Origin of the sequence: Stieleria sedimenti, assembly GCF_025060895.1 — a bacterium.
GTDB lineage: Bacteria > Planctomycetota > Planctomycetia > Pirellulales > Pirellulaceae > Stieleria > Stieleria sedimenti.
On record NZ_JANZKV010000101.1, the window covers coordinates 1 to 12472 of the forward strand.

The following is a 12472-nucleotide window of genomic DNA, read 5'->3' on the forward strand; positions in this document are numbered from 1 at the left end:
TGCGCTGACCTCCGGCTACTTGCTGCGATCCGTTCGGGATGTAGTGGACGCTCGATGCGTCAACGTGGTTTAGTGGGGAACGCGGTTGAGCTGACGCCATCCAACGCGAGTTCATCTGGGACTGAGAAGCTGGCACTCTCCGCCAGGATCCTTTGGGACGGATTCTGCCAATTCGCAGGCGCGTTGCCTTGGATTCGTTATCATGACGTCAGACGGCAGTGTTGTCGATGAATCGACCGCTAGCCGGTCACGGAAGCGGGGATGAGACAACGGTCGCTGGCGAGTCGAGTTGGTTTTGAGTATTGGTCGCTCGCGGTGATGGCGATGGCGATTGTGGTTTTGCTGGGCAGTTTTGCAGGGGAGGGGAATCGGCACTTTGAGGTCACTGATGCGAAGAAGACGAATGATCCGCCGGGCGATGATCGCCGCGTCATGTTTGCTGGTGACGGGCTTGATCGCGTCTTGGTTTGTCGCCGGCGCACTCGTCGCGCCGAGCCCTCGTCTCATCGGCGATCCGCCACGCGAATTGAACGCGACCGCGTTCGTTGTGAAGAGCGATTCGGGATCGTTGGTCTCTGGTTGGCATACGAGGCCGAATGCCGGAAACGGTGTGATCGTGTTGCTGCACGGCATCCATGGTTCGCGTTTGTCGATGTTGCAGCGCGCGCGGATGCTGCATGACGCCGGGTATGCGACGGTGATGATCGATTTCCAGGCACACGGCGAGAGTCCTGGAGACGTCATCACCGTTGGATACCTCGAACAACACGACGTTCGTGCCGCGGTTGATTTCGCACGACGCGAACACCCGAATGAACCGATCGGTGTGATCGGTGTTTCGCTTGGCGGGGCGGCGGCTCTACTCGCGTCGCCGTTGAAGATCGACGCGCTCGTGCTCGAATCCGTTTATCCGAACATTCACGACGCCATCCACAATCGTGTCGCCGCCAAGCTTGGCCCGCTTTCATCGATTCCCGCGTCGATGCTGCTGCTGCAATTTCAGCCGCGTTTAGGCTTTTCTCCGCAGCAGCTTCGCCCCATCGACCATCTCCCCGACATCGGATGCCCGGTTTGCGTCGCGTCGGGATCCGATGACCCGCACACCACTGCGTCAGAAACACAAGCGATGTTTTCCGCAGCCACAGAACCTAAACGGCTTTGGTTGGTCGATGGTGCTCAACACGTGGATTTGTTCGGTGAAGATCCTGAAGAATACCGAGAACGAATCGTCGGTTTCTTCGACGAGTACCTGCGCGGTGATCGCGAGACTCCAGCCAACCGTGGAGTGTTTTGGCAACGACGAGGGACCGGAGAGGCTCGCGTCCTACCGCTAACAAGAACAGCCCGGTTGGCGACTTAGTACCGAACGATCAACTCGGTTTGCAGCCGGCCTTCGATCACGTCTTCAAATTCGGTCAACGGGAATTCGTACGCGATACCCCATTCCGTCTTGGCGTTGGGTTTAAATTTCAAGCCGACGTTTTGCGTGACCAAATCGTTACCGGTCACGTCGCTGGTGGACAAGTTGAACAGGTCTTGTCCGGCAACACCCAGCGCCGCACCGCCCTCGGCACTGTCGATCCAGTGCCACCAAGCGACTTCGGTGACGAAGTAGGTCTTCTCGGTCAGTTTGAGGTCGAAGTGGTTGGACCAGTGAATCGATTCCGATTGCAGGAACCCGTCGCTGGGAACACGCCAGCCGAAGGCCGACATCAGGTGGGCCTTGCCGCACATCAGCCGTTGGCCACCGGTGGCGAACAGATGGAATTCCCCGTCCGCGATGTCTTGCAAGGCGTCACGACTGCCTGGCAATTCATATGTGCCCCCGATCGAAGCGATCGTGCCGCTTTGCGTGTCTCGGAGAATGTTGTATTTCAAGCCGGCCGTGACCGACGCCCAACCGTCATCCAACAGCCCATCCAACGCTCCGTTGGTGTTGTCCCAAATGTAGCCGTCTTTGACCCCGATCAAGCTGAGCCGTTCGGTCAGCGCGATGCGGAATTGCATGGCCAGCAACTGAATGGATCCGCCGGCCGGAATGTTATTGCCGATCCGTTCGGGAACCCAGTGATTGACAAAGATCGGACGGAGTTCGGTAAGCGTGCGTGGGTCTTCGAAGTGAACGAAGTTGATCATCGGGCTGACGAAGTCGTCGAAGCAACGGTCGCTGGGTTTGATGAGACCGCCCAGCAAGCCCGCGTCACAGCAGTCGGAGACACAGCTGACGCATCCGTCGCAACCGAGTCCGCTGCAGTCGGCCGCGTCGCAACACAGCGGATCGCCGCAAGCACTGTCACAGGGGGCAACGTCACAGGCGGATCGGTTGAATATGCCAAGGCCGCCGGCATCGGCAACCGAGGCTGAGCCGGTTGTGGCGGCCGCCAGGCCCAGTACGAGTGCAACGAATTTGGGCCGAATGAATTGAGGGGTGAGTGATTGAATCATGGGTTCGCGTCCGTGAGAAAAATTCCGTCGATTGTCTTTTCTCTTCGGAAAACGCACACCCGTTCAGGCGACAGTAAAAAACGTAGGGCTCATCAAGCACCCAAACGTTACAGTTTGATGGTGTCAGCGGTGAAACCCGCATGAATTAAAATGGAATTCGAGGCGAAACCTCGACAGTCTGTGACGTAGCGGCACGCTTGAGGTTCAGGCACCAGTTCCCAATTCCATCTACTTTAGCGCCAAGCTGGGTATCTGGTGTGAGCGGTAGGGCGCGAGCCCTCCGGTATTTCAAGCTTGAACCGGACGGCTCGCGGGCTGTCGATTTAGTCGGGTTCTTTTAGTGGCAAAGTAGTTGGCATCGCACGCGGGCCGCCGGCTCTTCCGTGCTGGTTTGCCTACAGCTCGCGTATTCGGATGTTGCGCCAGGAAACCTGGTAGGGGCCGGTGCCTTTCTTGATCGAGTGGACTTGCAGACCGATCACGCCTTCCGCATCGCGGTCGTCGGTGAAGTCGGCGACGGGAACGCCGTTGACGAAGCTTTGGATCCGATCACCTTTCGCGACGATGCGAAATTGATTCCACTGACCAGGCTTGTAGACGGCCTGTTTTTCTTCCGCGTTGACGGATTCATCCAACCACTTCGTGCGGCGGCCTTCATCCCAGAAATTCCCCGAACAGCCGTTGGCTCCGTTCGTTTTCCCTGTGATCTCGCATTGGTAGCCGTACATTTCACCCTGTTCGCGGATGCGATCGGGTTTTGATTCTTGAGGCGTCGGTTTGGGATAAAGATGGCTGCGAATTTGCACTCCGGAGTTGAGTTCTTGGTCGCACTTGACCTCAAACTCCAACTCGAAATCTGCATAGGGCCCCTTGGTCAAGAAAGTGTTTTTGCCCGGCCCGGTTTTGCCGGTGATCACGCCATCGCTCAAACTGTAACTCGCCTCCCCACCGACCTTCGTCCAGCCTTCGAGTGAATCGGTGCCGATCAAGGACACCCAATCGCCGGCCGAAAGGGAGAGGGCGGAGAGCATCAAGAGAACGAAGGTAGCGGATCGCAGCATCATTGCGGAGGCCTCGTGGGCGTGGGGGGGAATCGGACGATGGGCAGGGATGGAGCCTCCACCATCATACCGAGTTCGATTCGGCGTCGCGTTTGATCCCGCGCAGCATGACGGGAAAGACCAGTCCGTGCAGCGGGAGAACGCTGTACCAATAGGCCAACCCGAGCAAGCCACTGGGGCGAAACCTGGCGGTCATGGTGACATTGGTGCAATCGTGATCCGCCGGGGCGAGCTGGAAATCGAGTTCGGCGTCGCCGGGCAGTTTCATTTCAGCCCTCAATCGCAACCGTTCGTTGGGTTGGTGGGCTGTGACCCTCCAAAAATCAACCGCTTCGCCGAAATGAAGGTCGTCCGGGTGGCGACGTCCGCGCCGCAGTCCCGGACCGCCGACCAGTTGATCCATCCAGCCACGCACCTGCCAAAGCCAACCGGCGCCCCAGTACCCGTGGCCGCCGCCGATCTTTTCGATCACTTGAAATGTTTGTTCCGGAGGGGCGTTGACGATGATCGAACGCTCGTCGATCTTGGTGGTCCCGCCTGCCCAGTCGGGATCACCCGGCATCACGCCGGCGGTCGACCAGCGGGTTTCGATGTCGTGATTTTGAATCTTGCCCAGCGCCGCGTCGAGCGCTTGTTGCACGTTAAAAAGCGTGCCCGGCATCAGTTTCGTCGCCCAGTCGTTTCGGCACACCGTGCGATTGCGAAGGCCCTCGGCAAGTGGTCGTCCGATCGCGCTGCTGACGGGAGTGACCAACGAAATCCACAGCGAACTCAGTCGCGGTGTCAGCACGGGCACCGGCACGATGATGCGTCGCGGCAAGCCGATCGCCTTGGCCATCGCTTGCATCAGTTCGCGATACGTCATCACGTCCGATCCGCCGATGTCGATCGTTCGCCCTCGGGTCTCCGGGACACCGATACACTCCACCGCGTAACGCAACACATCACGAATGGCGATCGGCTGAGTTTCCGTGTTCACCCATTTCGGAGTCACCATGATCGGCAGACGTTCCACCAGGTACCGCAGGATTTCGAACGACGCCGAACCGGACCCGATGATCATCGCGGCGCGCAGCACCGTGACCGGAACCGTGCTGGTTTGCAAGATCTCGGCCACTTCGCGACGGCTTCTCAGGTGGCGACTGAGATCGGGACCGAGTTCACCGAGGCCACCCAGGTAGACAATCTGCCGACACGGCGATTGATCGATTGCCGCGACGAAGTTTTCAGCCAACTCGCGATCGCGCTGCGCGTACTTGTCGCTGGCGGCGATCATCGAATGCACCAGATAATACGCCACATCGATGTCGATGACCGCCTCGTCAATCGCCTCGCGGTCTTGCAAATCGCCTTCGAGTACCTGCAATCGCGGGTTGTCGCGCCAGCCGAATTTGCTCAGTTTCTCTTTGTTTCGGACCAGGCAGCGTACGGTGTGCCCTTGGTCCAACAGCAATCGGACCAGGCGGCCGCCGACGTAACCCGTCGCGCCACACACAAGGATCTTCAACGAGGGCGTATCCATCAAATCTCGGCAGCAATGGGCATGTTGGTTCGGCGTGGAGCAGGTACATCAAGTTACCGTAGACGGGAAGGAAGTGGGGGACGCACCCGCGATGTGGATTGATGAACGGATGAATTTTCGTCGAACCGATGCGATATTTCGCCGTGCGGGAGTGCCCGTCCCGCACGGTCGACCGATGGTCCGCCACTTGTGTAACACGAAAGTCTTGCCAAACTCGGCAGAGCCGTGGGGAAGCTCGGATGAGCAAACTTGTAGCGAGTAGACTCGTCGGATGTCGGGGCAATTCATGTGTTCGTGTTGACCAGCGAGGCTGTCTGCAATGGGATCTCGATTACGACACCGCAAATCAATGGCGGAACGTCGGTGGCGCCGCCGCGCCGGACGACTCGAAGTCTTGGAGGCACGTTGCCTGTTAGACGCCGCCCTGGCAGTTGAATCAGCTTCGCCGGACCTCGACGCCGGCGCGTTTGACAGCGACAGTGTGCTGGTGCGGTTTCATGCCGGTGCGGCGACCTCGTCCAGCAATCCGATCGCCGAGTTTTCTGCGCTCCCGGGGCTTAAACAAGTTGGACTGCCCCAGGGGCTCGATGTCGACGAGACACTTGATTTCTATCGGCATCATCCCGGCGTGATCTATGCCGAGCCCAACTATGAGATCCGTCTTTCGGCGGTCCCCGATGATCCAGGCTTTGAGAGTCTTTGGGGGCTACACAACGTGGGGCAAACCGGCGGCACCATGGATGCCGACATCGATGCGAGTGAAGCGTGGGAGATCACGACGGGAGACTCGAGCACGGTCGTCGCGGTGATTGATACCGGGGTCGACTATCTGCATCCAGATCTGGCGGCAAACATGTGGTCCAACCCGGGCGAGATTGCCGGAGATGGGATCGACAATGACGGCAACGGCTTTATCGACGACGTTCATGGGTTCAACTTTGTTTCAGGTGATGGCGATCCGATGGACGACCACAATCACGGGACGCACGTTGCCGGCACGATCGGTGCGGTGGCGAACAACGGGATCGGTGTGGCCGGCGTCAGTTGGGACGTTCAGATCATGGCCGTCAAATTCTTGAACGCGTCCGGCGGCGGGTCGACGGCCGCCGCCGTCAGCGCCATTCAATACGCGGTCGACAACGGCGCCACGATCTCCAACCACAGTTGGGGATTCAACGGCACCGCATCTCAGGCACTCGCCGATGCCATCGAGTACGCGCGGGCGGCCGATCACATCGTCGTCGCGGCGGCTGGCAACGGTGGCGGAGACCAGGTCGGCGACGACAATGATGCGCGGCCCTTTTACCCGGCGAACTTTCCGCATGACAATCTGATTGCGGTTGCGGCGACCGATCACAACGATGCCCTGGCGACATTCTCCAACTTCGGAACCACTCAGGTCGACCTGGGGGCGCCCGGCGTTGGCATCTACAGCACGACACGAAACAACACCTACAGCACATTCAACGGGACGTCGATGGCGACGCCGCATGTTGCCGGAGCCGTGGCGCTGCTCAGGAGCCAGCATCCCGATTGGCCGTCTGGAAAGATCCGCGATCGCATCCTGGACACGGTCGATCTGATCCCGGCCCTTGAGTCACGCACCACGACGGGCGGACGATTGAACGTCGCCGCGGCGGTGGCACCGGATGAAACCGGCCCGATCGTTGTTGCAAACGTTCCCGACGGTGGTGTGATGAAGGTTCAGGATCGACTTCGCGTTACCTTCGACGAACGTGTTGATGTCGATTCGTTCACAACCGATGACATTGTGGATTTCCAGGGGCCGTTGGGATCGATTGCGGTCACCGGAGTGCAAGCTGTTTCCGGTGCCGCCGGGCGGGAATTTGAAATCGTCTTCCAACCCCAAACGGCACTCGGCGACTACGTGATCACCTTGGGACCGGAAATCGCCGATCCGTTCGGCAACGCCATGGACCAAAATGCGAACGGAATCAACGGCGAAGCGACGGCAGACCGGTTCATCGGCGGCTTCACGATTGTGCCCGATACCGTCGGACCCTATGTCGTCGCTGCCTCGCCCCAAGGCCCCGTGGATATTCCCGTCGATCGGGTGCGGATCACGTTTGACGAACCGATTGCGGCTGATTCGTTGACGATCGATCGGGTCAGCGATTTCGTCGGACCGGCAGGACCGATTAGCGTTTCCGAAATCGAGTCTGTTTCGGAAACCGAGTTCGACATCATCTTTCCGACGCAGGATGTGCTGGGAACCTATCGGCTGACGATCGGCGGGGCGATCACCGATCCTGCCGGGAATGTGATCGACCAAGACCAAGACGGGATCGGCGGTGAAGCGGAGGATGATCGGTATGACGTTCAATTCACGCTGCAGAGATGGTTGTACGCAGACCGGGTGATCGATTTCAGTTCCCAATACACGACAACGGCCTGGTCGGCCGCCCAGGCACTCGGGGCACCGGATACGTTCGGCTACGGTGACTTGCAAACGGCTTGGGCGCCGCGATCGGAGAACGGGACCGAAGAGTTTTTGACGGTCGGCTTTGGCGAGCCCTTGCTGGCCAGTGGCGTCGTGATTCGGGAAACGTTTGGAAATGGATTCGTGCGAACCATCGAAGCACGCAACGCGACGACGGGAGAGTTTGCCACGGTGGCTCAGCCGCAAGACAATAGTCTGCCCAATGTCCCCTTTGATTTCCTCGTGACGTGGCCGCAAACCAGCTATCCGGTCGACGCGGTGCGGATCACGATCGATACCGATCACAATCTCAACGCATACGAAGAGATCGATGCGGTTCAGTTGCGCGGGGTCACGGTTCCGGACACCGACGGTGCTCGGGTCATCGAATCGACGCTCCAGGGCAGTGTCAACGGTCCGGTCAGCCGTGTCGAACTGACGTTTGGCGAGCCGATTCAAGATGGTTCGTTCACGCTCGATGACGTGTCCAGCTTCGAAGGCCCGGACGGTGCGATTCAGGCGTCCGCGGTCAATCGACTGACCAGCACACGCTACGAAATCACCTTCCCGCCACAGACCGCGTTCGGCGACTACTCGCTGTTGATCGGCCCCGACGTGTTGGATCTGGAGGGACGGCCGATGAACCAAGACCAGGATGGCATCGATGGAGAACCGTTGGAGGATGCTTACGCTGTCCAATTCACGGTCGAACTGTGGCAGTTTGCCGAGTCGGTTGTCGATTTCAGTTCTCAGTACAGTCCCACATCGTGGTCGGCCGAGCAAGCACTCGGGGCGTCCGACACGTTGGTCTACGGCGACTCGCGGCAGGCTTGGGCACCGCGCTCCATCAACGGAACCAGCGAGACGCTGACCGTCGGATTCGCGACGCCAGTTCAATCGACCGGCGTCATCATTCGCGAAACGTTCGGCAACGGTTTTGTCACGGCGGTACACGTCCGTGACGCCGATACGGGCGTGTACCATTTGGTTTCGACCGCCCAGGACGACAGCCAAGCGGGGGCGGCGGTTGACTACAACGTGTCGTGGCCGCTGACCGACTACCGCGTTGACGCGGTGCGGATCACCGTCGATACGGATCACTCATTGTCGTATGAAGAAATTGATTCGGTGCGATTGCGGGGCATTGTCCCACCGGACACGTCCGGCCCGCGCGTGGTCGCCTGGTTCCCCGACGTCGGGCATCCCGGCCCCGTTGACCATGTGGAATTGACGTTCAACGAACCGATCGACGCGGGAAGTTTCTCGCTGGACGATCTCTCATCGTTGAACGGCCCGGCCGGCTCGATCCCCATCGACTCGATCGAATCCGTTTCCGAAACGATCTATCGGGTTTGGTTCGCACCGCAGACCGATTGGGGGACGTATTCGTTGGCCGTTGGTCCGGAGGTCGTCGACCTGGCGGGCAATGCGATGGATCAAAACGGCGACGGTGTTTCCGGCGATCCATCCAGCGATGTCTTTGAGCTCACGTTCGATCTGGAGCTTTGGCAAGACGCGAGTTCCGTCGTCGAGTTTAGTTCACAGTACAGTGCGACATCGTGGTCCGCGTCACAAGCCCTTGGACCTCCAGACACGTTTGTCTATGCCGATCAACGCACCGCCTGGGCACCGGGGTCGGTCAACGGGACGATCGAGACGCTGACGGTTGCGTTCGAGACCCCCGTGTTGGCGACCGGAGCGATCATTCGCGAAACCTACGGAAACGGATTCGTGCGAATGGTGGAAGCCCGCGACAGCGAAACCGGAACGTTCCACATCGTTTCGACGGACACCGACGACAGCCAGCCGGGGACGCCAGTCGACTACGTGGTTTCCTGGCCGATGACGACTTACAACGTCGACGCGCTGCGGATCACGATCGATACCAGCCACTCATTCTCGTATGAAGAAATTGATTCGGTGCGTCTGCGTGGCATCGTCGCACCCGATACGAGCGGTCCCCGGGTCATCGCGACGGTTCCCGATGCAACGCACTCCGGGCCGATCGACCAGATCACGGTAACGTTCAATGAACCGATCGATCCCCTCAGCTTCACGCCGGACGATGTGGTCAGCTTGTCCGGTCCCGGTGGAGCGTTGGCGGTCGATGAAGTTGTCCAGCTCAGCGATGAAACCTATCAGATCCGGTTTGAGACTCAAACGGCAATGGGGGTCTATGCCTACTCGATTGGGCCGGAGATTCGCGATGTCGCCGGCAATGTGATGGATCAAAACGCAAATGGTGTCGGCGGCGAGGCGGTGGACGATGTGTTTTCCTCATCGTTTGCAGTGGAATTGTGGCAATACGCTTCGACCGTCATCGATTTTAGTTCCCAGTACAGTCCGTTCGGATGGTCGGCCGCCGATGCGTTGGGCGAACCGAACACGTTTGCCTATGGCGATGCCAGAACCGCGTGGGCACCGCGTTACGCGAACAGTGGCGATCAAACTCTAACCGTCGGATTTGAGATGCCGGTTTACTCGTCCGGTGTGGTCATTCGCGAAACCTTTGGCAACGGATTCGTGCGAGGGGTGGAAGTTCGGGATGCGGTCAGCGGGCAATTTCACGTCATGCCGATCGGCCCCGATTCCAGCCAGCCCGGCACGCCAGTGGATTACGACGTGTCGTGGCCGCTGACCCCCTTCACCGTCGATGCGATCCGTATCACGATCGATACGACGCATTCATTAAGCTACGAAGAAATCGATGCGGTGCGATTGAAGGGGCAGTAGGGCATGCTGTGCATGCCGACAGTCCGCTAATTCTGGCTGACCTTGATCAGTGTCAACTCGTTTCCGGTTTCGTTGTAGGTCACGTTGTCCATCAGAGTACTCATCAGCGCGATTCCAACTCCGTCTCCCGTCCCGAAATAGTCTTCGCGCGTAAACGTGCGGGCGGAGAGTCGCTGGTTTCCGACCCCGCCGTCATGGATGACGAACCGTGCCGTGCTGTTGGTGACATGGACTTCCAGAACGATCTGTCGATCGCGATAGGGCGATTGCGAACGACGTTGCGAAATCAGCTCCTTGAGCGCTTCCCAACCCGCGGCACGACTGCGATCAAGTTCGTCACTGGTCAATTCCAGGTTGCCGTGCCAAATCGAATGGAGCAGCGCTTCTTCTAATGCCACGCCGACACGGATGTGCTCGGTCTCGTCGCTCAGTTCCAGCCCGCCAATGATCTGTTGGACATAGTCGACCAGCGCGGGGATCTTGTCCAGATCGTTATCCAGATAGAACGTCGCATTGACCTTGCCGTAGAACTTGGTCGACCGGTTGCGATTCCGGTTCGCGCGGGCACGGGCCAAGACGCGGTAGACGGTTTCCACAAGCCGCTCCACCCGTTTGGCTTTGGGGACGTAGCTGGCGGCGCCCTCGTACAACGCGTCAACCGCCAAAGATTCGTTTCCGTAGGCGGTCATCAACACCACGGGGATCTCAGGGAACTCGCGGCGGGAAGCACGCACCAATTCCAATCCATCCATTTCCGGCATGACCAGATCGGTGATGACCAGGTCGGGAGCCGAGTGACGCATCAGCTGCAGCGCGTCGAGACCGTGTTCGGCAAAGACGATCTGAAAACCTGGCTGATCCTCAATCAGGTCACGCGTGAAGTGCCTATCGACCGGGGAGTCGTCGACGATCAGTATCGTGGTCATGTAGTCTTACCTGCATCTCGTAAGAAGGGGCTCCGCGACGTTCGTCCGGAACCACGCCGGCATCTCCCTATGCTAGTGGATGGCGGCAAAAGAAGCACGAAAAAACAGGTCATTCCGCGGCTCAGAATCGCCCTTTCATGGAAGTGACCATTCGCACACTGTTTTATTTGCGACAAAATCGTCACATCCAATCCGTCGTCATGCCGCTATTTTCGTGCGCCGATCGGAACCGACTTCAAAAAAAATGGAATTCGGTGCGCAACACGTATTCGCGAGAAGGTTCTGGTGTAGGTGAAGGGGACGCGTGCCACGGGGATCACGAAAGCGTCTCCGGTTCAGTCCGGCGACGTGACTTGGCATCTGAAATGCTGCCAGGACGGATGGGTTTGTGAATGCCGGTCTCCCTCTTTCCCCAATTCGCAGGAGCCTGACGATGAGCTTTTTTTCAAGAGTGTCGGACATTATCAATGCCAACGTCAGCGACATGCTGGATCGGGCAGAAGACCCCGAAAAGATGGTCAAGATGTTGATCTTCGAAATGGAGGAACAGATCGCCGTCGCACGCGGCGGTGTGGCCAAGGCGATTGCCGGAGAAAAACAGCTGGAGGCGAATCTGCAGAAGAATCGTGGTCTGGCTGAACAGTGGCGGGCGAAGGCCGGAGCGGCCGTTGGCCGCGACGACGACGATCTGGCACGCAAATGCTTGGCCCGGAAGAAGGAATTCGATCAGATCGCTGCCAGTTTGCAGCCTCAGTGGGAAGCCGCCCGCAAGACCAGCGACGCGCTCAAGTCGGACTTGCGACGCATCGAAGAAAAATTGGAGGAAGCGGTTCGCCGGCGCGATAGTTTGATCGCACGCCAGATGGCGGCCGAAGCGTCCCGCGAAGTCCAGGGCGTGGCGCCTTCGATGAATCGGGTGCAACGAAGTTTTGACAAATTCGACCGAATGGAACGCAAGATCGAAGGCATGGAGGCGGAAGCGGCGGCCTACGCAGAGCTGTCCGATTTGTCGACGGACCTGGATCGCGATGTCGAGCAGGCCCAGCGGGATGCCGAAGTCGAAATGGAATTGGCGGCGCTCAAGCAGCAAGCGACTGTCGACGGGCAACCGCGACAGGGCGATTGAACAGGAGTGACATCAGCCGATTCGCGTGAGCGTTCGGGCGTGGTCGGGATGCATCTGCAGGGCCCGTAGGCGAGCGCCGTACGGCTGATCCCAACAGCGTTCCTCACAGTTGAATCCTTCAAAAGTCTGCACATGAATAGGCGTAGGAACTAATCGTTCTTACGCTGCCCGGACGTTGCCTCCATCTTGTGGAGTTCGCTTCCAACGGGAGCATGTTTC

7 protein-coding genes are annotated in these 12472 nt (G+C 58.9%); 3 read left to right on the forward strand and 4 right to left on the reverse strand.

Features of this window, described 5'->3' with window-relative positions:
• Window positions 1-388: 388 nt before the first annotated feature.
• Window positions 389-1360: an alpha/beta hydrolase gene (locus tag NZK35_RS14250; protein ID WP_259633204.1), complete on the forward strand. Its 972-nt coding sequence runs from the start codon at window positions 389-391 to the stop codon at window positions 1358-1360.
• Here NZK35_RS14250 and NZK35_RS14255 read toward each other — a convergent pair.
• The 3 genes from NZK35_RS14255 to NZK35_RS14265 all read right to left on the reverse strand — a co-directional run bounded on the left by NZK35_RS14255 (window position 1357) and on the right by NZK35_RS14265 (window position 5028).
• Window positions 1357-2445 (reverse strand): hypothetical protein, encoded by a 1089-nt coding sequence (locus tag NZK35_RS14255; protein ID WP_259633205.1) that lies wholly within the window; start codon window positions 2443-2445, stop codon window positions 1357-1359. The two genes, NZK35_RS14250 and NZK35_RS14255, sit on opposite strands and share 4 nt — an antisense overlap.
• A gap of 395 nt (window positions 2446-2840) precedes the next feature.
• Window positions 2841-3509: a 3-keto-disaccharide hydrolase gene (locus NZK35_RS14260; RefSeq protein WP_259633206.1), complete on the reverse strand. Its 669-nt coding sequence runs from the start codon at window positions 3507-3509 to the stop codon at window positions 2841-2843.
• A gap of 61 nt (window positions 3510-3570) precedes the next feature.
• On the reverse strand, window positions 3571-5028 hold the full coding sequence (locus tag NZK35_RS14265) for an SDR family oxidoreductase (protein ID WP_259633207.1): 1458 nt from the start codon (window positions 5026-5028) through the stop codon (window positions 3571-3573).
• Window positions 5029-5347: 319 nt separating this feature from the next.
• On the opposite strand from NZK35_RS14265, the gene NZK35_RS14270 reads away from it, so the two are divergent.
• The gene (locus tag NZK35_RS14270) at window positions 5348-10201 is read left to right on the forward strand and encodes a S8 family serine peptidase (RefSeq protein ID WP_259633208.1); all 4854 of its coding nucleotides are present in this window, start codon (window positions 5348-5350) and stop codon (window positions 10199-10201) included.
• Window positions 10202-10227: 26 nt separating this feature from the next.
• Here the strand turns inward: NZK35_RS14270 and NZK35_RS14275 are convergent, their stop codons facing one another.
• Window positions 10228-11127: an ATP-binding response regulator gene (locus NZK35_RS14275; RefSeq protein ID WP_259633209.1), complete on the reverse strand. Its 900-nt coding sequence runs from the start codon at window positions 11125-11127 to the stop codon at window positions 10228-10230.
• A gap of 433 nt (window positions 11128-11560) precedes the next feature.
• On the opposite strand from NZK35_RS14275, the gene NZK35_RS14280 reads away from it, so the two are divergent.
• Window positions 11561-12253 carry a PspA/IM30 family protein gene (locus tag NZK35_RS14280; protein ID WP_259633210.1) on the forward strand — a complete coding sequence of 231 codons (693 nt, stop codon included), beginning with the start codon at window positions 11561-11563 and terminating at the stop codon, window positions 12251-12253.
• Window positions 12254-12472: the final 219 nt, after the last annotated feature.

What these genes read in the sequence shown, in the direction of transcription:
- NZK35_RS14260 (WP_259633206.1), bottom strand. Translation starts at nt 3,509, where the DNA reads ATGATGCTGCGATCCGCTACCTTCGTTCTCTTGATGCTCTCCGCCCTC.
- NZK35_RS14280 (WP_259633210.1), top strand. Translation starts at nt 11,561, where the DNA reads ATGAGCTTTTTTTCAAGAGTGTCGGACATTATCAATGCCAACGTCAGC.
- NZK35_RS14265 (WP_259633207.1), bottom strand. Translation starts at nt 5,028, where the DNA reads ATGGATACGCCCTCGTTGAAGATCCTTGTGTGTGGCGCGACGGGTTAC.
- NZK35_RS14275 (WP_259633209.1), bottom strand. Translation starts at nt 11,127, where the DNA reads ATGACCACGATACTGATCGTCGACGACTCCCCGGTCGATAGGCACTTC.
- NZK35_RS14250 (WP_259633204.1), top strand. Translation starts at nt 389, where the DNA reads ATGCGAAGAAGACGAATGATCCGCCGGGCGATGATCGCCGCGTCATGT.
- NZK35_RS14255 (WP_259633205.1), bottom strand. Translation starts at nt 2,445, where the DNA reads ATGATTCAATCACTCACCCCTCAATTCATTCGGCCCAAATTCGTTGCA.
- NZK35_RS14270 (WP_259633208.1), top strand. Translation starts at nt 5,348, where the DNA reads ATGGGATCTCGATTACGACACCGCAAATCAATGGCGGAACGTCGGTGG.